Genomic DNA, 19,048 nt, shown 5'->3' on the forward strand with positions numbered 1-19,048 from the left:
CATGCGAAGGTTCGAATCCTTCCTCCCCAGCCAAATAAAAGCGTGTAAGTTTTCTTACACGCTTTTTTACGCTAAGGGAAAAATAACGCTGAAAAACTTTTTTTTACCCGTCTTTACGCGTATAATCGCGTAATTAGTGTCTTAGACATAGGGCAAAGAGAAGCGTAATGTTTTCTGAGCGTAAATCAAATCTAGAATCAGGTGAAGATATGGCTGCTTATGACAGTTTAATGGTGTTTACCGGTAATGCAAATCCGGAATTGGCGCAACGTGTTGTCAAACATTTGGATATTTCACTCGGTGAAGCCACCGTTTCCAAATTCTCTGATGGCGAAGTGGCCATTGAATTGTTGGAAAATGTGCGTGGTCGCGATGTGTTTATTTTGCAACCTACTTGTGCGCCTACCAATGATAACCTGATGGAAGTTTTGACTATGGCCGATGCACTCAAACGTGCTTCTGCCGGTCGTATTACCGCTGCGATTCCTTACTTTGGCTATGCACGCCAAGATCGCCGTCCACGCTCTGCCCGTGTACCGATTTCCGCCAAATTAGTGGCAAACATGTTGTACTCTGCCGGTATTGACCGTGTGCTGACTGTTGACTTGCATGCCGACCAAATTCAAGGTTTCTTTGATATTCCGGTAGATAATATTTACGCTACCCCGATTTTATTGAACGATATTAAACAGCAACGCATTGATAATTTGACCGTCGTTAGCCCTGATATCGGTGGTGTTGTACGTGCGCGCGCTGTTGCTAAATCTTTAAATGCTGATTTGGCCATTATCGATAAACGCCGTCCTAAAGCCAACGTGGCTGAAGTGATGAACATCATTGGCGACATTCAAGGCCGTACTTGCTTGATCGTAGATGATATGATCGATACGGCAAATACTTTGTGTAAAGCAGCCGTTGCCCTGAAAGAGCGCGGTGCAGATCGTGTACTGGCATACGCCAGCCATGCAGTATTCTCCGGTGAAGCAGTGAATCGAATTGCTTCTTCCGAAATTGACCAAGTAGTTGTGACAGATACGATTCCGTTGTCTGAAGCAGCTAAAAAATGTGAACGCATCCGTCAAGTAACTATTGCCGGTTTGCTGGCTGAAACGGTACGCCGTATCAGCAATGAAGAATCCGTCTCATATCTTTTTAATGAAGAAGTGATGACAGGCAGCATGTTGCTGCCATAACCCCATGTCGTCTTAAGCTGGTCGCGGCCGATGACGACGATTTTATCTAAATTGGAGTATTAAACATGACTTACGAAATTCAAGCCTCTGTACGCGAAGCCCAAGGCACTGGTGCGAGCCGCCGCCTGCGTCGCGAAGGCCAAATCCCTGGCATTCTGTACGGTGAAGGTCAAGAGCCTGTTGCTATCGCTGTAGACCACAAAACTGTATTCTACGCATTGGAAAAAGAATCTTTCCATACCGCTTTGATTAAACTGTCTCTGAACGGTGAAACCAAAGACGTTATCGTGCGTGACTTCCAAATGCACCCATTCCGTCGCGAAGTTCAACACATCGACTTCCAAGCTGTGAAAGCTGATCAACCTGTACGCATCCGCGTTCCTCTGCACATTGTTAACGCTGAAAACTCTCAAGCTGTTAAACTGCAAGGTGGCCGCGTATCTCTGTTGAACACTTCCGTTGAAGTAATTGCTTTGCCTGTAAACATTCCTGCTTTCTTGGAGTTGGATTGTACATCAGTAGTTGCCGGCGACATTCTGCACTTGTCAGACATCAAACTGCCGGAGGGTGTTGAAAGCGTTTCTCTGAAACGTAACGAAAACTTGGCTGTTGCTACTGTTACCGGTAAAAAACGCTAATCATAGCGCATATTAAATATAAGAAAACCGTATCAGACAAATCTGATACGGTTTTTGTTTGATGTAAGCGGCTATAAATTCAAATAATGGAGATAAATCCAAAGTATCTTATAAAGTCATTTGCTTATAAGACTTGGGTATAGCGTAAGCGATACGTTTTATAAGATTGAAGCAATTTCTTTGCGAAGCTTACTAAGAAAGCGTCCATGCCGTACCCATTGTGCAGCCGATTCATAATCCTGCTGTTCAAATGCTTGTTGCAAATCTTGATATAGGTTGTTTTGTGCATTTTGGATTTCTTGATCCAATGCTCGGATGGCATCATGATTTTGTTCCATCTGAGCATCCATCAATGTTTCTCGCCATTCCATTTGCTGCATGAGGAATTCCGGAGGGAAAGAAGTATGTTCAGGTGCGTCAGCATCGATACCTTGCATTTTCAACAGGTACGCAGCGCGGTCGATAGGATTTTTTAAGGTACGGTAGGCTTCGTTGATGGTGGACGACATCATCACAGCCTGTTTTTGCTCGAAGGCGGAGGCTGAAGCGAATTTGTCAGGATGGAATCGGGCAGCCAAGGCGCGGTAGGTTTGATCCAAGTTTTCGGCGTCGATATTGAAAGCGGGTTCAAGCTGGAAGAGTGTGAAATATTGAGACATGGCGGGATAATTAATATGAAATTTTCGGCAGAAGCCTGATTTTGCCTTATAATTCGCTGATTCTTAACCAAAAGGACTGAATATGAGCAGTAAAGTACAACACAATAAAGGCAAAATACGCGACAATGCTTTAAAAGCCTTAGTGAAATCCGATTTGTTCCGACACAAGGTGGAACGGAAAAGAAAAGGCAAAGGCAGCTACAACAGGCAGGAAGCGAAAAAATGGCGGGACGGTTTTGATACTGTCCCGCCATTTTTATGTCTTAAACGTGGAAGCTCTCTCCGCAGCCGCAAGAGTCTTTGACATTGGGGTTTTCAAATTTGAAACCTTCCTGCAAACCTTCTTTGGTGTAATCGACTTGCGTGCCGTCCAGATAAACCAAGCTTTTTGGGTCGATATAAATGCGCGCGCCGTGTTCTTCAAAAATCAGGTCGTCCTCGTTCGCTTCATCGACAAATTCAAGGTTGTATGCCATGCCTGAGCAGCCGCTGGTTTTCACACCCAAGCGCACGCCCAAGCCTTTGCCGCGTTTAGTCAGGTAGTTATTGATGTATTTGGCTGCGTTTTCTGTGATGGTAATCATACTTTTTTCCTCATTTCGCAATTATTTTCTGTTTGCCAGTTTTTATTTCAGACGGCCTCTTGAGTTTCAGGCCGTCTGAAAACGCTGTTTTGCCCACTCTATTGCGGCGGCAATGGCAGCTTTAGCCTGCGGACTGTTTTTCCAACAGGTTGAGCCGGTCAATTGTGCGCCCTGTTCCAAAATATCGTCCAAATCCGCCACCGCCAGCTTGGTAATATCATCCAACCCCATTTGCTGCAAACGCTGCAATACGGTTTTGCCTATGCCTTTGACGGCAAGCAGGGATTGGGCTTCTTCATCAGTAAAAGGCATATCGTCTTCTTTGATTTTGCAGGTATAACGATTAAATATAAACCTGCGGCTTATCGCCCCCTAACCCTCTCCCACGGGGAGAGGGGATAGATTGGCAGGCAGTCCCAAATTAGGCGGTAACTTCAAAGCGATGAAGTTTCTGCATACTTGGTTTTGGTTCACGAAAGAAGAGGGGAATAAACCGTCAGATTTGCTTTTCTCAAAGACTCGCCGGAATCTTGGGAGAACCTGCCGACCAAGGTATGCTGAATCTGGTTATTTATTTTCCTGACGTTTGCGGTAGTCGGCAACAGCCGCTTTCACTGCATCTTCAGCCAAGATAGAGCAGTGGATTTTTACCGGCGGCAGTTCCAGTTCTTCGGCGATTTCGCTGTTTTTGATTGCCAGCGCGTCATCCAGACTTTTACCTTTGACCCACTCGGTAATCAGGCTGGACGAAGCGATAGCCGAACCGCAGCCGTAGGTTTTGAATTTCGCATCTTCGATGATGCCTTCGTCGTTCACTTTGATTTGCAGGCGCATCACGTCGCCGCAGGCCGGCGCGCCGACCATGCCGGTGCCGACAGACTCGTCATTTTTGTCGAAAGTACCGACGTTGCGGGGATTTTCGTAGTGATCGATTACTTTATCGCTGTATGCCATGATGTGGTTTCCTTAATGTTTTTAATGGTGTAAATGGTTTGTTTACTGATATTCAGACGGCCTAAGTTAGATTTTGCACGCGCCGCCTTCGCAGCCGTCGTCATTTTCTGAATCGACGCCACCTTCTACGATAACGCCGTCAAAATCTTCAAGCAGGTTGTCGAGATTGTCGAGGTCAAGTTCTTGTTCGTCCATTTTTATGTCTTTAAGGCTAGGATATTAAAGGAAATTTATATATAGGTCGTCTGAAAAGTTTTATTGATTTTCAGACGGCCTTTTATAAATGAAGATTAATGCGCCGCCCATTCAATCGAGTTCAAATCGATACCTTCTTTAAACATTTCCCACAGCGGAGACAGTTCGCGCAGTTTGCCGATTTTGGATTTGATCAGTTCTGCTGCAAACTGCACTTCTTCTTCGGTGGTCATGCGGCCGAAGGTGATGCGCAGGGATGAGTGTGCCAATTCGTCGTTGCGGCCGAGTGCGCGTAAAACGTAGCTTGGCTCAAGGCTGGCGGAGGTGCAGGCGGAGCCGCTGGACACGGCGAGTTCTTTCACTGCCATGATCAAGCTTTCGCCTTCGACGAAGTTGAAGCTGACGTTCAGGTTGTTTGGAGCGCGGTGTTCAAGGTCGCCGTTGATATAGACTTCTTCGATGCCTTCGATGCCTTTGAGGAAGATGTCGCGCAGTTTGCGGTAGTGCGCCATGTCTTGCTCGAGTTCTTCTTTGGCGATGCGGAAGGCTTCGCCCATGCCGACGATTTGATGGGTCGGCAGGGTGCCGCTGCGGAAGCCGCGTTCGTGGCCGCCACCGTGCATTTGGGCTTCGAGACGCACGCGTGGTTTGCGGCGGACGTACAGGGCGCCGATGCCTTTAGGGCCGTATACTTTGTGGCCGGACATGGACAGCAAATCAACTTTGGCGGCTTCAACGTCGACAGGCACTTTGCCGCAGGCTTGGGCGGCATCGACGTGGAAAATGATTTTGCGTTCGCGGCAGATTTCGCCGATGGCGGGAATGTCTTGTACTACGCCGATTTCGTTATTCACCCACATCACGGAAATCAGGATGGTGTCTTCGCGGATGGCGGCTTTCAGTACGTCTAAATCAACCAAGCCGTTTTCTTGTACGTCCAGATAAGTTACTTCAAAGCCTTGGCGTTCGAGTTCGCGCATGGTGTCAAGCACGGCTTTGTGCTCGGTTTTGACGGTGATGAGGTGTTTGCCTTTGGTTTTGTAGAAGTTTGCCGCGCCTTTGATGGCAAGGTTGTCGGACTCGGTCGCGCCGCTGGTGAAGATGATTTCTTTGGGGTCGGCGTTAATCAGGGCGGCGATGTCGGCGCGAGCTTTTTCGACGGCCTCTTCTGCTTCCCAGCCGAATGCGTGGCTGTTGGAAGCGGGGTTGCCGAAGGTTTCGGTCAGGTAGGGAATCATTTTTTCGGCAACGCGTTTGTCAACGGGGGTTGTGGCGGCGTAGTCGAGGTATACAGGGGTTTTGACGGTCATGGTTTGCTCTTTCGTTGGGTCATCTGCCTGCGGTCTTTGCCGTAGGTCGGTTTAATGAATGTGTGTAAAGGTAACGACATGACTGCTGTCGCTGCAGTTTTTTTGTTCAATGATGCTTTGCAGCGTAACGCCGCTGAGGTAATCATTGATGGTTTTGTTTAAGTTTTCCCAAAGGTCATGGGTCAGACAGGGGGCGCCGTGGTGGCAGTTTGCTTTGCTGCCGCATTGTGTGGCATCCAGTCGGTCTTCGGCTGCGGAGATGATTTGTGCAATATTGATTTGCTCGGCGGGTGCGGCAAGGATATAGCCTCCGCCTGGGCCGCGTAGGCTTTCAACCAATCCGGCACGGCGCAACTTGCTGAATAATTGTTCGAGGTAGGAGAGCGATATGCTTTGTCGTTCGCTGATGGCACTGAGTTTGACAGCGCCGGTTTGCGCGTTCATCGCCAAATCTATCATGGCGGTTACTGCAAATCGCCCTTTGGTAGTCAGTCTCATGGTGTGGTTGCCTGTGTGTGGCGTTTTTATTAGTGGGGGAATTGTCTAATATCTGAGTGTTTCAGTCAAGTATGTGGCGGTTCGGTTTGATTGTTTGTTTAAATGGTGGCATTGGCTGATTTTTAAATCGGAAAATATTTTCTTTATTTTTCTGTAATTTGGATTTAAGGCCGTCTGAAAAAAGGCTATCAACCCTACAAATACCAGGGTTAAAATGTTTTGATTTAATATTGATACTGATATAGATTATCAAAATTATTCTTAAAATTTAGTTGTTTTGATGGAGTAAAATAATGAGGTGTTTGAAATGTTCAGACGGCCTTGACCATCCATCTTTACCTTAACAGAGGCAATCGACAATGAAATGTGATTTAAGCAAAATAACCTGTATCGAAGACTTGCGCCTTGTTGCCAAACGTAAAATGCCGCGTATGTTTTATGACTATATTGACTCAGGCTCTTGGACAGAAACTACTTATCGTGAAAATACTTCGGATTTCAAAGATATCCGTTTCCGCCAAAAGGTATTGGTTAATATGGAGGGACGCAGTCTCGAAACCAAAATGATTGGGCAGGATGTGAAAATGCCGGTGGCGATTGCGCCGACCGGTTTTACGGGTATGGCGCACGCTGATGGGGAAATCTTGGCGGCGCGGGCGGCGGAAAAATTTGGTATTCCGTTTACGCTGTCGACCATGTCTATTTGTTCGATTGAAGATGTGGCTGAAAACACCAGCTCGCCGTTTTGGTTTCAGCTTTATGTGATGCGCGACCGCGAGTTTATGGAAAACCTGATTAAGCGTGCAAAAGATGCCAAATGTTCGGCTTTGGTATTGACTGCCGATTTGCAGGTTTTGGGTCAGCGCCACAAAGACATCAAAAATGGCCTGTCTGCACCGCCGAAGCCGACCATTGCCAATTTAATCAATTTGGCGACTAAGCCCGAATGGTGCATGAAAATGCTGAACACGGAACGTCGCACTTTCCGCAATATTGTCGGTCATGCGAAAAACGTGGGCGATTTGTCTTCGCTGTCTTCATGGACTTCCGAACAATTCGACCCGCGCCTGAGCTGGGACGATGTGGCGCGCATTAAGGATTTGTGGGGCGGCAAGCTGATTATCAAAGGCATTATGGAGCCTGAAGACGCGGAAAAGGCAGCGAAAAGCGGCGCGGACGCATTGGTCGTTTCCAATCATGGCGGCCGTCAGCTTGACGATACTGTGTCTGCCATTAAGGCTTTGCCTGATGTGGTCAGCGCGGTAGGTAGCGACATCGAGGTTTGGATGGACAGCGGTATCCGCAGCGGTCAGGATATTTTGAAGGCTTGGGCTTTGGGTGCGAAAGGTACGATGATTGGCCGGGCGTTCCTGTATGGTTTGGGGGCGTATGGTGAAGAAGGTGTAACCCGTGCGCTGGAAATCCTGTATAAAGAAATGGATATTTCCATGGCATTTACCGGTCATCGCAATATTCAAGATGTGGATTCCAGCATTTTGCGTTCTACGCGTTGGGCTCAAGATGAATTTTAATTTTTAAACATAAGAAAAGGCCGTCTGAAAATCTGTTTTCAGACGGCCTTTTTATAGACGGCTATTTCTCGTTTTTGCGATACCATTCAATGAAGGCATCGGGTTTGACAAAGCCTAATAAAGCTTCGCTATGACTGCCGTCGGCGCGGACAACAAACACGCCCGGAGGGCCGAAGAGGCCGTATTCTTTCAGTAAGGCTTGATGGTCGGGAGTGTTGGCGGTTACGTCGATTTGGAAGAAGCGTTGCATATCGACTGCTTCGTGTACCTGCGGTTGGTTGAGCGTGTAGGCGGCCATTTCTTTGCAGGATACGCACCAGTCGGCGTAGAAATCAATCAGCACGGGTTTGCTAGGATCGGCTTTCAAGGCGGCATCCATAGCGGCTTTGAGTTCTCCGACATCGGTAAACATCTTACCGTGGTCGGTTTCTTGGCCGGCTTCGGATGGCGGAACCAGCGTTAAGAAGTGGTGGAGGGCGGTGGTTTGTTTATTGAAGCTTTGCCAGCCAAACCATGAGCCGCCAATCAGCAGTAAAAAGCCCAATACGGCGGCAACCGTTTTCAGACGGCCTTTCTGTTTGCCGGATTTCGCCAAAAGCATCAGGGCGGGAACAATCATCAGCAAGGTGTAGAGGCCGACTACTGCGAAATAAGGCAGATGCGGTGTGGCAAGGTATACGGCAACGGCCAGCAAGATGAAGCCGAATGCGTATTTGATGCCGTTCATCCAGTCGCCTGCTTTAGGCAGGATATGACCGCCGAATGTGCCGATGATGATGAGCGGTACGCCGGTGCCGAGTGCTAAGACATAAAGCGCGAGGCCGCCCAACACGGCATCGCCGGTTTGGCCGATATAGCCCAAAGCAAATGCCAGCGGAGGCGCAACGCACGGGCCGACAATCAGTGCAGACAAAATACCCATGATAAAGACGGAAACGATTTTACCGCCGGAGAGTTTGCTGCTTTGATTTTGGAAATAGGATTGGACAGAGTTGGGCAGCTGGATATTGAAGAAGCCGAACATCGACAATGCCAATATCACCATCAGTCCTGCGGCGGCCAGTACGACCCAAGGTTGTTGCAGCCATACGGTCAACAGCGCGCCGGTCAAACCGGCAATCACGCCGACCAAGGTGTAGGTCAATGCCAAACCTTGTACATAAACCATAGACAAGGTAAACGCGCGGCCTTTGCCGGCTTTTTTGTCGCCCACGACAATACTGGAAACAATCGGCAGGAGCGGATACATGCAGGCGGTAAAGCTTAAGCCCAAACCTGCGACAAAAAACGCCAACAGGTTGGCGTTTAAAGTATCCCAAGAGAGCTTGAAGCGGCTGCTGTCGGGATTGTTTGCACTAGGCTGGGCAGGCATTGGGCCGTCTGAAGAGGCGGACGGTTGTAAAAAGCGGTCTTTGGCAGAAACCGGCTCATCGCTTTGCGGCTGGTAAACCCCGTTGCCTTTTACGTCAAACTCAGTGTCCACAGGCGGATAACACACACCTACTTCGGCACAGCCTTGATAAGTCAGTGTCAGTTTGTATTGCGGCGCGGCTTGTTTGTAAGGTAGGTCAACCTGTGCGGTATGGTGGTAAACCGTTTGTTTGCCGAAGAATTCGTCTTCTTTTTCTTCACCTTTACTGAATTTGGGTTCGCCTAGGATTTTGTCAGGATTGGTCGCTGCAACGATTTTGGACTGGTACATATAGTAGCCGTCAGCGATTTTGAACTGCACGCTGATGCCTTGATCGGTTACATTGACTTGAGGTACAAAGGCTTGCTCTGGAGGCAGCAAATCATTGGCATCTACTGCGAATGCGAAGCTGCTCAAGCCTAAAAATGCAATGAGGAAATAAAGGAATTTTTTCATAATATCCACGGATATGCCGTTGAGAAACCGTCATTATAAATGATGGGGAAAACAATCGGCTTAATTTATGTTAAATATTGCGAGAGAAATCTAATGCTTTTGAATTATATCGAAATAGGGTTGCCCATATATGACCGATAGTCTCATGGTATCGTTCAATTTATGCCAAAGGCCGTCTGAAATGTTCAGACAGCCTTTGTTGCTATTCGGCTTGGCTTTAAGGATAAGCGATATAAGCGTAAGCGGAATGGTTGTGTATCGATTCGAAGTTTTCGCTTTCGACAACAAACGACTCGATGCGTTTGTCGGCAATCAGCGCAGTAGCCACATCGCGAACCATGTCTTCGACAAACTTCGGATTTTCGTACGCTTTTTCCGTTACATACTTCTCGTCAGGGCGTTTGAGCAAGCCGTAGAGCTGGCAGCTTGCTTGCGCTTCGACGTAATCGATGATTTCTTCAATGCCTACATCCGCATTCGCAATCAGACTGACCGTCACATGCGAACGTTGGTTGTGCGCGCCGTATTGGGAAATTTCTTTGGAACACGGACACAATGAAGTAACCGGAACCATTACTTTCAGGCTGTGGCTGTATGTACCGTTTTTGATTTCGCCGGTCAGGGTAACATCATAGTCGAGCAGCGATTGGATGCCGGAGACGGGCGCACTTTTCTTGCGGAAAAACGGGAAGGAAACGCTGATTTTGCCGGAATGCGAATCCAACAGGGCAACCATATCGGCGGTCAGCTTGTGCAGCGTATCGAAATCCAAAGCATCGGTTTGTTTTTCCATCAGGGCGACAAAGCGCGACATATGCGTGCCTTTTTGGTCGGCAGGCAGGAAAACCGTCATGGTCAGGCGGGCGACGGTGGATTGTTCGCCTTCTTTGCTTTTGAGGGAGATTGGAAAGCGCAGGTCTTTGATGCCGACCTGATTAATCGGCAGGTTGCGTAAATCGCGGCTGGATTGCACGTCTGCAATGGCGTTCATGCGTGGTATGTCCTTCATGATAGGATTGTTGAGATGCGTGTGGAGGGAATCGGCTCGTGTCGGCCGATTTGCAAATGCGAGATTATATCACTTGCTTTATCCGCCTGCATTGATTGTTTCTATTTTTCAGATAGTGATAAAATCTTCGATTATTCACATCTATATAGGCAGAGACCCAATGAAATTCGCCACGAAAGCCATCCATTCCAGCTACGATTGCGACGAACACAACCGTGCGCTAATGCCGCCGATTTATCAAAACAGTATGTTTGCGTTGCACGAGATTGGCGAAAATGTGCCTTACCGCTACTCGCGCCTGAGCAACCCGACCCGTCAGGTATTGGAAGATACCGTTGCCGATTTGGAGCACGGTGCGGCCGGCTTTGCGTTTTCCAGCGGCATGGCGGGGATTGATGCCGTGTGGCGTACTTTCCTGCGCCCGGGCGATACCATTGTCGCCGTCGCAGATATTTACGGCGGCGCTTATGATTTATTGGTCGATGTTTATCAAAAATGGGGTGTGAACGTTGTTTTTGCCGATTTGGGCAATCCGGATAATTTGGATGAGCTGCTCAAAGCACACAATGTCAAACTGGTTTGGCTGGAAACGCCGTCCAATCCGCTTTTGCGCTTGGTAGACATCAAAGCGCTTGCCGCAAAAGCCAAAGCAGCCGGTGCGCTGGTCGGCATCGACAACACCTTTGCCACGCCGTATCTGCAACAGCCGTTGGATATGGGTTGCGATTTTGTGTTCCATTCCGCTACTAAATATTTGTGCGGCCATTCCGACGTATTGATGGGCATAGTCGTTGCCAAAACCAAAGAGCTGGCTCAGCCTTTGCACGACATGATGGTGCATACCGGTGCGATTGCAGGCCCGATGGACTGCTGGCTGGTGTTGCGCGGTATTAAAACGCTGGCTCTGCGCATGAACGCCCATTGCCAAAACGCACTCGAAATCGCACGCCGTTTGGAAGCCCATCCTGCCATTGAAAAAGTGTTCTATCCCGGCCTGCCGTCGCACGAACATTATGAACTCGCTAAAACACAAATGCCCAAAGGCATCGGCGGCGTGGTTACGGTTTATCTCAAAAACGACACGCGTGAAGCGGCCGATAGCGTGATTAAAAACATGAAACTGGTCAAAATGGCTTCCAGCCTCGGCGGCGTGGAAAGTCTGGTCAACCATTGCTATTCCCAATCCCACAGCGGCGTGCCGCATGATGTGAAAATGGAAATGGGCATCAAAGTCGGCCTGCTGCGTTTCTCGGTTGGAATCGAAGATGTGGACGATATTTGGAACGATATTTCCAAAGCATTGGATACAACTTTGTAAATAAGGCTTAAAGGCCGTCTGAAGTTGGATAGTTTTTCAGACGGCCTTTAGCAATAAATTAGGAATGGATATGAAAACATTATTCGGTGCATTGATGAGTATGGTGGTTTTGGCAGCTTGTACATCTCCTTCAGCATCTCAGCCTGAACAAACCTCTAAAGCGCAGGTGCAAACTCAACAAACTGTGCAACCTACTTTAGCCGCCAAATGGCGTGTTGTTGCTTTTAATAAATTTACTGAAAAAGATTTGGCCGGTACTGATGCCTATCTGGATTTGAGCGAGATGCCTAAGGCGTATGGCAAGATGGGGTGTAACGGAATGATGTTTCAAGCCAATACTATTGGTTCGGACAAAATTGATTTTGGCCATATTGCGGTAAGCATGATGCTGTGTGAAGACATGAAGCTGGAAAATGCGTTTTTACGTCGGCAAGGTATTTGGAACTATCGTTTTGACGGTAACGATTTGATTTTGGAACAAAAAGGCATCAGTATCCGTTTGCGCCGTGAATAATTGTAAAGGCCGTCTGAAAATAAATATTTCAGACGGCCTTTTGAATCTTTATAATAAGCCCTATTTGAAACTGATACCGAATATCAAGGAAACCTATTATGGCAGCTTCTCCAGAAGCCAAGTTTACAGAAGAAAAAGTCTTGTGGATCAAACACCATACGCCTAAGTTGATGACTTTTGCCATCAGCCGTCCCGAGTCCTACCGTTTTTCGGCAGGGCAGTTTTCGCGTCTTGGTTTCCGTGACGGCGAGGGCTTTATTTGGCGTGCGTATTCTGTTGTGTCTGCCGAATACGCCGATACGCTTGAGTATTTCGCGGTGTTAATCGAAGGCGGCCCGATGTCGGCGCGTTTTGCTGCAATGAAAGAGGACGATACCATTTTGCTGGATAAAACGGCTACCGGTTTCCTCTTGCCCGAGCGTTTCCCCGACGGCAAGGATTTGGTTATGCTTTGCACGGGTTCCGGCATTGCGCCTTTCCTCTCCATTATCGAGCAGCCTGAAATTTGGCAGCGTTTCGACCGTTTGGTTTTGGCACATTCCGTCTCTTACGCCGACGAGTTGATTTTCAACCAACGCCTTGCCGATTTGAAAGAGCATCCGCTGATTGAAGAATATTTCCATAAATTTACTTTTGTTCCGGTTACCACGCGTGAGGAAACGGAAGGCGCATTGAGCAGCAAGCGGATTCCCGAATTGCTGAAGAATGGCGGTTTGGAGGCAAAAATCGGCTTTAAGTTTACCAAGGCCGATACGCGCTTTATGGTCTGCGGCAATCCGGCAATGGTCAAAGACACTTTCCAAGCCCTGATGGATTTGGGCTATGCCATGCACCGCAACCGCATCCCCGGCGAAATCATGATGGAAAATGGTTTTTAACAGATAAATGGTCAAAGGCCGTCTGAAAGTTTCAGACGGCCTTCAATATTAAATATAAACCGAAAAACAGAGAAAATATGAATATCAAACAACTTATCCAAGCCTTGCCCAAAGCCGAGCTGCATGTCCATATCGAAGGGACGTTCGAGCCGGAATTGATGTTTGAAATCGCCAAGCGCAACCACATAGCGATTCCTTATGAAAATGTCGAAGCGGTACGGCAGGCTTATGATTTTCACAATTTGCAGTCGTTTTTGGATATTTATTATGCCGGTGCCGGCGTATTGCTGCACGAGGCGGATTTTTACGATTTGACCCGCGCGTATCTTGAGCGTTGCCGCGAAGACAATGTCGTACATACGGAAATATTTTTCGATCCGCAAACCCATACTGCGCGGGGTGTGGCGTTTGAAACCGTGATTAACGGCATTGTCCGCGCCTGCCGTGAAGCCGGGCAGCAATGGGGCATAAGTACGCGTTTGATTATGTGTTTCCTGCGGCATTTGTCGGAAGAAAGCGCATTTGAAACATTAAATCAGGCTTTGCCTTATAAAGAACACATCATCGGTGTAGGCTTGGATTCGAGCGAACTGGGGCATCCGCCGTCCAAGTTTGAACGCGTGTTTGCACAGGTGCGGGCGGAGGGTTTGTTGACAGTGGCGCATGCCGGAGAAGAAGGCCCGCCGGAATATGTTTACGAGGCTTTGGACTTGCTGCATGTCCGCCGTATTGATCATGGCGTACGGGCGGAAGAAGACGAGGCGTTGATGGCGCGTTTGATTGCAGAGCAAATGCCCTTGACCGTTTGCCCGTTGAGCAATTTGAAATTAAAAGTATTTTCGGAGATGGCAAAACACAATTTGCGCCGTATGTTGCAACGCGGCGTGTTGGTAACCGTCAATTCTGATGATCCGGCGTATTTCGGCGGCTATATGAACCGCAATTTTGAAGCGCTTGCCGAGGCATTGGATTTGAGTGCGGAAGAAATCAAAACCTTGTGCGCCAATTCATTCCGCGCTTCGTTTTTGAGCGAGGCGGAAAAGGAAGAATGGATACGGAAGATTGAAGGTTTTCATGTTGAATAACGATAAAAGGCCGTCTGAAAAAGTTTCAGACGGCCTTTTATCATGACGGTTAATAGTCGACTTTGATTTTAGGCGTTTCCTGCGCGGCTTTGTATTCTTCTTCCAATTCAAAGCGCAGCGGATACAAATTCAATTTTTCCATCAGCAGGCGGTCGCCGTCTTCGTCCGGATTGCCCGTAGTCAGCAGCTTGTCGCCGTAGAAAATCGAGTTTGCGCCAGCCATGAAACACATGGCCTGCATGGATTCGGGCATATTGCTGCGGCCTGCGGAGAGGCGGACGTAACTGTGCGGCATGGTAATGCGCGCGACGGCGATGGTACGGACAAATTCCGTCCAGTCCAAATCTTCGGCATCGGCCAGCGGCGTGCCTTCCACTTTGACCAACTGGTTGATCGGCACGCTTTCGGGCTGCGGGTCGAGGTTGGCAAGACTGGCAATCAGGCCTGCACGTTCGGCGCGGGTTTCGTTCATGCCGACGATGCCGCCGCAGCAGACTTTCAAACCGGCATTGCGGACTTTGCCCAAAGTATCCATGCGGTCTTCGTGTTTGCGGGTGTGGATGATGTCGTTGTAGCGTTCGGGGTCGGTGTCGAGGTTGTGGTTGTAGTAGTCCAGGCCGGCTTTTTTGAAGTCTTCCGCCATGCCGTCTTCGAGCATGCCGAAGGTGCCGCACACTTCCATGCCCAAGCTTTTCACCGCGCTGATGATTTCGGAAACGACAGCCACGTCTTTGGGTTTGGGGCCGCGCCATGCCGCGCCCATGCAGAAACGGCTGGCGCCGCGCGATTGGGCAATTTTGGCTTTTTCGACGATTTCATCTACATCCATCATCTGCTCTTTGCCCAGATTGGTGTTGTGGTGTGCCGATTGCGGACAGTAGGCGCAGTCTTCGGGGCAGCCGCCGGTTTTGATGGAGAGCAGGGTGGAAAGTTGGATTTCGCGCGGATTGAAGTTTTGGCGGTGGATTTCGGCGGCTTGGAAAACGAGGTCGAGGAAAGGCAGTCCGAATAAAGCCTCGACATCGCATTTTTTCCAATAACGCGCAGTCGGATGCGGCTTGCGCTCGGTTTGACGGCGCAAGGCTACGGGAGATACGGTCATAGTGTGTTCTTTCGTGTTTACAGCGGCGCAGTGTCGCTGACGGCTTGACTGCCGGCGCAATGACGGCAGCAGCAGGTTTGAAATCAATATAAAAGGCCGTCTGAAACGGCGCAGCAAGTGTAACGCTTTTGATAATGTAGGGCAAATGTTTCAGACGGCCTGAAATATGGTCTGCCCGGGTTTGCTATAATCGCATTTTTAATTTTTCCGTTTTCTTATGAACGCGTCCAAAGCCTTCTCCGTACTCGGCCCGACAGCCGGCGGTAAAACCGCGCTGGCCTTAAATATTGCCCAATCGTTGCCGGTAGAAATCATCAGTTTGGATTCCGCGCTGGTGTATCGCGGCATGGACATCGGTACGGCCAAGCCGACTGCCGAAGAGCTTGCCGCCGTACCGCATCATTTGATTGATATTATCTCGCCGCTTGAAAGTTACAGCGCGGCGGATTTTGTCGGTGACTGCGTGCGCTTGGTGAACGAAATACATGCGCGCGGTCGCTATCCGCTGATTGTCGGCGGCACGATGATGTATTTCCACGCGCTGACGGAAGGTTTAAACGATTTACCCGGCGCGGATGCGGCAGTGCGCGCACAGCTTCAGGCGGAAAAGAACGAACACGGTCTGGCAGGCCTGTATCGCCGTTTGCAGGAAGTTGACCCGATTACGGCAGGCCGTCTGAAAGCCAATGACAGCCAGCGCATTGAACGCGCTTTGGAAGTCTATCTTCTGACCGGCAAGCCTTTGAGCGAACATTTTACAGAGCAGAAGCAGGCTGCGCCTTTATTGGATTTATGTACGGTTGCCCTGATTCCCGAAGACCGTCATTTGTTACACCACCAAATCGAAAAACGCTTTTTAAATATGTTGGAACACGGTTTCCTCAATGAAATGCACGCCTTACGCCGTGATTATCCGCAACTGCATGCCGATATGCCGTCTATGCGCTGCGTGGGCTACCGCCAGGCTTGGGATTATCTCGAAGGCGAAACAGATTATGAAAGCTTTGTCGAAAAAGGCATTGTTGCCACGCGCCAGCTTGCCAAACGCCAGTTGACCTGGTTGCGGAAAATTCCTTTGGCGCACACGTTAGATCCTTACGCAGACAGCGATTATGTTCAGACGGCCTTGGCTTTGGCGCGTCAGCATTTTCAGGAATAATCTATGCTGACTACGCCACCACTTGCGCCTAAGACGTTGGCCGCGCTAAAAGAATTGGGTATTTGTACACTGGAAGATTTGCAAAAAATCGGCGCAGTCCGCGCATTTCTATTGCTGAAAGCGTCGGGTTTGACCGTAACCAAAAGCACCTTATGGCAACTGGATGCGTTGGTTTCAGGTGTGGATGTCCGGCATATTTCCGAGGAGAGAAAGACGGAGCTGGGCGAAGCATTAAAAAACCATCCGCCTGTTGCCGTTTTCCCTTCGCAAAACGATATGGAAGCCTTTATGCGGCTGGCGATAGAACAGGCCAGACAATCGGCGGCATTGGGTGAAGTCCCCATTGGCGCGGTCATCGTATATCAAGGCGAGGTAATCGCTGCGGCACATAATACCTGCATTGGCGACCATAATGTCAGCCACCACGCCGAAATCAACGCGCTTGCCGCCGCAGGCAAAGCTTTACAAAACTACCGCTTGGAAGATTGCGACGTGTACATCACCTTGGAACCTTGCACCATGTGTGCCTCTGCCTTGATACAGGCACGGGTCGGGCGCGTGATTTATGGTGCGGCCGAACCCAAAACCGGCGCAGCAGGCAGCGTGGTTGATTTGTTTGCTGACAAACGTCTGAACAAGCATACCGCAATTATGGGCGGTATATTGGCAGATGAATGCCAAAGCGTATTGCAGGATTTCTTTGCGGCCAAACGGAAGACCGTCTGAATTTCAGACGGCCTGTCAGCAAAAATACTTTATTTTAAATTTTCGGATTTTCCATGTCAGTCAATCATTACGAAAACTTCCCAGTCGGCTCCATTGTGCTGCCGCACCGTTTGCGCAAGCCGGTTCACGCCGTTTACGCTTTTGCACGGACGGCGGACGATATTGCCGACGAAGGCAATGCCGAAGCAGCCGAACGCCTGCGCCAACTGGACGAACTGAAATCAGAGTTAGACCGCATTGCAAAAGGCGGGAGACCGCAAACGGCTTTGATGCAGCGTTTGTACAACGAAGCGATTGTGCCGTTTCAATTGCCGTTGCAGCCGTTTTATGATTTGCTGGCGGCGTTCAGTCAGGATGTGGTCAAAACCCGTTATGAAAACTTTGGCGAATTGATTGCCTATTGCCGTTTGTCAGCCAATCCTGTGGGGCGCATTATGCTGCATTTGTACGGGCAAACCGATGAAGTGAGTATGGCGCAAAGCGACGGCATTTGCACTGCCTTGCAGCTGATTAATTTCTGGCAGGACGTGGCGGTAGATTGGCAGAAAGGTCGCGTGTACATCCCTCAGGAAGATTTGCAGAAGTTTAAAGTTAGTGAAGAGCAGATTGCGGCCGGCAAAGCCGACTTTGCTTTTCAACGGCTGATGGCGCATGAGTGCCAACGTGCTTTTCAAATGCTGAAGGCCGGCTCGCCGTTGGGCAAAACCCTCAAAGGACGAATCGGTTTTGAGCTGCGCATGATTATTGTCGGCGGCCAGTTGATTTTGCAGAAGCTGGACGGTTGTAAATATGATGTGTTTAACCAGCGGCCGCTGTTGGATAAAAAAGACTGGATGATTATCATCAAGCGGGCTTTGATGAAGAAATAAAAAAAGGCCGTCTGAAATTGATGTTTCAGACGGCCTTGATGTTTTTCGATTAGCGGTTTTTCAAACGGTTGATGCGGTTGTCCAAAGAAGGATGGGTGCTGAACCAAGAATCTTTGGCATCGCTGGCAATGCCCATTGCCGTCATGGTTTGCGGCAAATCGCTGGGGTTGCCTTTCAAGCGTTGCAGGGCGGCAATCATTTTCGGCGCGCCCACCAGTTTTGCAGCGCCCGCATCGGCGCGGTATTCGCGTTGGCGGCTGAACCACATCACAATAATGCTGGCAAGGAAGCCGAATACAACCTGCAAGACCATGCTGACCATGAAATATGTGCTTTGAGAAGTGCTGCCGTCATTGTTTCGCGCCACCATGCTGGAAACGATACGTGCCAAGAAGACGACAAAAGTATTCACAATACCTTGAATCAGCGTCAGCGTCACCATATCGCCGTTGCCGACGTGTGCCATTTCATGCGCCAAAACGGCCTCGACTTCATCGCGGGCCATGTGGTCGAGCAGGCCGGTGCTGACAGCGACGAGCGAGCTGTTTTTGGTCGCGCCGGTTGCAAAGGCGTTAGGCTCGGGCGAGTTGTAAATGGCGACTTCCGGCGTTTTCAGATTCCATTGGCGGGCTTGCGCTTCAACGGTTGCCAACAGCCAAGCTTCTTCTTCGCTTTGGGGCTGGTCGATGACGACGGCGCCGACCGAATGTTTGGCGATGGTTTTCGACATCAGCAGGGAGACAATCGAGCCGCTGAAGCCGACGACTGCGGAATAAGCCAACAGGCTGCCGACTTGGTCGGTACTGTTGATGCCCAAGATGGCCAAAACAACACGGATGACAACCAAAACGGCGATATTGGTTGCGATAAACAAGAAAATGCGTTTCACCGATTATTCCTTTTTAGTGCGGTTTGTGAGGTAATTTTTAGGGGCTGACGTAGATTAGCAGTTATGCTA

At 49.2% G+C, this 19,048-nt stretch carries 22 protein-coding genes; 11 read left to right on the forward strand and 11 right to left on the reverse strand.

Translation table 11 applies throughout. The features are described 5' to 3' along the window. The first annotated feature begins 209 nt into the window (after positions 1-209). Together HMPREF2661_RS01880 and HMPREF2661_RS01885 are read left to right on the forward strand one after the other, a co-directional pair. Positions 210-1,193 carry a ribose-phosphate pyrophosphokinase gene (locus tag HMPREF2661_RS01880; RefSeq protein ID WP_107831933.1) on the forward strand — a complete coding sequence of 328 codons (984 nt, stop codon included), beginning with the start codon at positions 210-212 and terminating at the stop codon, positions 1,191-1,193. Between the two features lie 65 nt (positions 1,194-1,258). Continuing rightward, complete coding sequence (locus HMPREF2661_RS01885; protein WP_049322238.1) at positions 1,259-1,831, forward strand: 50S ribosomal protein L25/general stress protein Ctc; 573 nt, start codon at positions 1,259-1,261, stop codon at positions 1,829-1,831. A gap of 158 nt (positions 1,832-1,989) precedes the next feature. On the opposite strand, the gene hscB is transcribed toward HMPREF2661_RS01885, so the two are convergent. Continuing rightward, entirely contained in the window at positions 1,990-2,490 is a 501-nt protein-coding gene (hscB, locus tag HMPREF2661_RS01890; RefSeq protein WP_049322239.1) for a Fe-S protein assembly co-chaperone HscB, read from the reverse strand. Positions 2,491-2,572: 82 nt separating this feature from the next. On the opposite strand from hscB, the gene HMPREF2661_RS11110 reads away from it, so the two are divergent. Continuing rightward, positions 2,573-2,794, forward strand: coding sequence for an alternative ribosome-rescue factor A (locus HMPREF2661_RS11110; protein WP_049322240.1), 222 nt, complete (start codon positions 2,573-2,575; stop codon positions 2,792-2,794). On the opposite strand, the gene iscA is transcribed toward HMPREF2661_RS11110, so the two are convergent. The 6 genes from iscA to iscR form a co-directional block, all read right to left on the reverse strand. Continuing rightward, complete coding sequence (gene iscA / locus HMPREF2661_RS01895; protein ID WP_003680782.1) at positions 2,754-3,074, reverse strand: iron-sulfur cluster assembly protein IscA; 321 nt, start codon at positions 3,072-3,074, stop codon at positions 2,754-2,756. The two genes, HMPREF2661_RS11110 and iscA, sit on opposite strands and share 41 nt — an antisense overlap. Before the next feature lie 66 nt (positions 3,075-3,140). Then, entirely contained in the window at positions 3,141-3,386 is a 246-nt protein-coding gene (locus tag HMPREF2661_RS01900; RefSeq protein ID WP_049322241.1) for a recombinase RecA, read from the reverse strand. A gap of 255 nt (positions 3,387-3,641) precedes the next feature. Beyond that, positions 3,642-4,028, reverse strand: coding sequence for a Fe-S cluster assembly scaffold IscU (gene iscU, locus HMPREF2661_RS01905; RefSeq protein ID WP_003674559.1), 387 nt, complete (start codon positions 4,026-4,028; stop codon positions 3,642-3,644). A 66-nt stretch (positions 4,029-4,094) separates the two neighbouring features. Then, positions 4,095-4,223: a hypothetical protein gene (locus HMPREF2661_RS11730; RefSeq protein WP_049322242.1), complete on the reverse strand. Its 129-nt coding sequence runs from the start codon at positions 4,221-4,223 to the stop codon at positions 4,095-4,097. Between the two features lie 95 nt (positions 4,224-4,318). Next, a complete protein-coding gene (locus HMPREF2661_RS01910; RefSeq protein ID WP_049322243.1) occupies positions 4,319-5,533 on the reverse strand; it encodes an IscS subfamily cysteine desulfurase in 1,215 nt (404 codons plus the stop codon). A gap of 51 nt (positions 5,534-5,584) precedes the next feature. Beyond that, entirely contained in the window at positions 5,585-6,031 is a 447-nt protein-coding gene (iscR, locus tag HMPREF2661_RS01915; protein ID WP_003746476.1) for a Fe-S cluster assembly transcriptional regulator IscR, read from the reverse strand. 359 nt (positions 6,032-6,390) lie between these two features. Between iscR and HMPREF2661_RS01920 the strand changes: the two genes are divergently transcribed. Beyond that, on the forward strand, positions 6,391-7,563 hold the full coding sequence (locus HMPREF2661_RS01920; RefSeq protein WP_070608875.1) for an alpha-hydroxy acid oxidase: 1,173 nt from the start codon (positions 6,391-6,393) through the stop codon (positions 7,561-7,563). Positions 7,564-7,624: 61 nt separating this feature from the next. Here HMPREF2661_RS01920 and dsbD read toward each other — a convergent pair whose 3' ends face one another. Both dsbD and folE2 read right to left on the reverse strand, forming a co-directional pair. Continuing rightward, positions 7,625-9,430 carry a protein-disulfide reductase DsbD gene (gene dsbD, locus HMPREF2661_RS01925; protein ID WP_070712355.1) on the reverse strand — a complete coding sequence of 602 codons (1,806 nt, stop codon included), beginning with the start codon at positions 9,428-9,430 and terminating at the stop codon, positions 7,625-7,627. 217 nt (positions 9,431-9,647) lie between these two features. After that, positions 9,648-10,421 (reverse strand): GTP cyclohydrolase FolE2, encoded by a 774-nt coding sequence (gene folE2, locus HMPREF2661_RS01930; RefSeq protein ID WP_049329433.1) that lies wholly within the window; start codon positions 10,419-10,421, stop codon positions 9,648-9,650. A 178-nt stretch (positions 10,422-10,599) separates the two neighbouring features. On the opposite strand from folE2, the gene HMPREF2661_RS01935 reads away from it, so the two are divergent. The 4 genes from HMPREF2661_RS01935 to HMPREF2661_RS01950 all read left to right on the forward strand — a co-directional run bounded on the left by HMPREF2661_RS01935 (position 10,600) and on the right by HMPREF2661_RS01950 (position 14,234). Then, the gene (locus HMPREF2661_RS01935) at positions 10,600-11,757 is read left to right on the forward strand and encodes a trans-sulfuration enzyme family protein (RefSeq protein WP_070822195.1); all 1,158 of its coding nucleotides are present in this window, start codon (positions 10,600-10,602) and stop codon (positions 11,755-11,757) included. Positions 11,758-11,827: 70 nt separating this feature from the next. After that, positions 11,828-12,271, forward strand: coding sequence for an META domain-containing protein (locus tag HMPREF2661_RS01940; protein ID WP_070822196.1), 444 nt, complete (start codon positions 11,828-11,830; stop codon positions 12,269-12,271). 98 nt (positions 12,272-12,369) lie between these two features. After that, positions 12,370-13,149, forward strand: a complete 780-nt coding sequence (locus HMPREF2661_RS01945; protein WP_070822197.1) for a ferredoxin--NADP reductase — start codon at positions 12,370-12,372, stop codon at positions 13,147-13,149. Between the two features lie 77 nt (positions 13,150-13,226). Then, positions 13,227-14,234: an adenosine deaminase gene (locus HMPREF2661_RS01950; RefSeq protein WP_070822198.1), complete on the forward strand. Its 1,008-nt coding sequence runs from the start codon at positions 13,227-13,229 to the stop codon at positions 14,232-14,234. A 49-nt stretch (positions 14,235-14,283) separates the two neighbouring features. Here the strand turns inward: HMPREF2661_RS01950 and bioB are convergent, their stop codons facing one another. Next, a complete protein-coding gene (gene bioB, locus HMPREF2661_RS01955) occupies positions 14,284-15,336 on the reverse strand; it encodes a biotin synthase BioB (RefSeq protein WP_003746495.1) in 1,053 nt (350 codons plus the stop codon). A gap of 217 nt (positions 15,337-15,553) precedes the next feature. Here bioB and miaA point away from each other — a divergent pair, with 217 nt between their 5' ends. The 3 genes from miaA to hpnC are packed head-to-tail and all read left to right on the forward strand — an operon-like array spanning position 15,554 to position 18,090. Next, positions 15,554-16,495 carry a tRNA (adenosine(37)-N6)-dimethylallyltransferase MiaA gene (gene miaA, locus HMPREF2661_RS01960; protein WP_070822199.1) on the forward strand — a complete coding sequence of 314 codons (942 nt, stop codon included), beginning with the start codon at positions 15,554-15,556 and terminating at the stop codon, positions 16,493-16,495. A 3-nt stretch (positions 16,496-16,498) separates the two neighbouring features. Next, positions 16,499-17,221, forward strand: a complete 723-nt coding sequence (gene tadA, locus HMPREF2661_RS01965) for a tRNA adenosine(34) deaminase TadA (protein ID WP_070822200.1) — start codon at positions 16,499-16,501, stop codon at positions 17,219-17,221. Between the two features lie 53 nt (positions 17,222-17,274). Next, a complete protein-coding gene (gene hpnC, locus HMPREF2661_RS01970) occupies positions 17,275-18,090 on the forward strand; it encodes a squalene synthase HpnC (protein WP_070822201.1) in 816 nt (271 codons plus the stop codon). Between the two features lie 49 nt (positions 18,091-18,139). Here hpnC and htpX read toward each other — a convergent pair whose 3' ends face one another. After that, entirely contained in the window at positions 18,140-18,979 is an 840-nt protein-coding gene (gene htpX, locus HMPREF2661_RS01975) for a protease HtpX (RefSeq protein WP_070822202.1), read from the reverse strand. Between the last annotated feature and the right edge of the window lie 69 nt (positions 18,980-19,048).

This window comes from Neisseria sp. HMSC061B04 (genome assembly GCF_001836705.1).
Classification (GTDB): Bacteria; Pseudomonadota; Gammaproteobacteria; order Burkholderiales; family Neisseriaceae; genus Neisseria.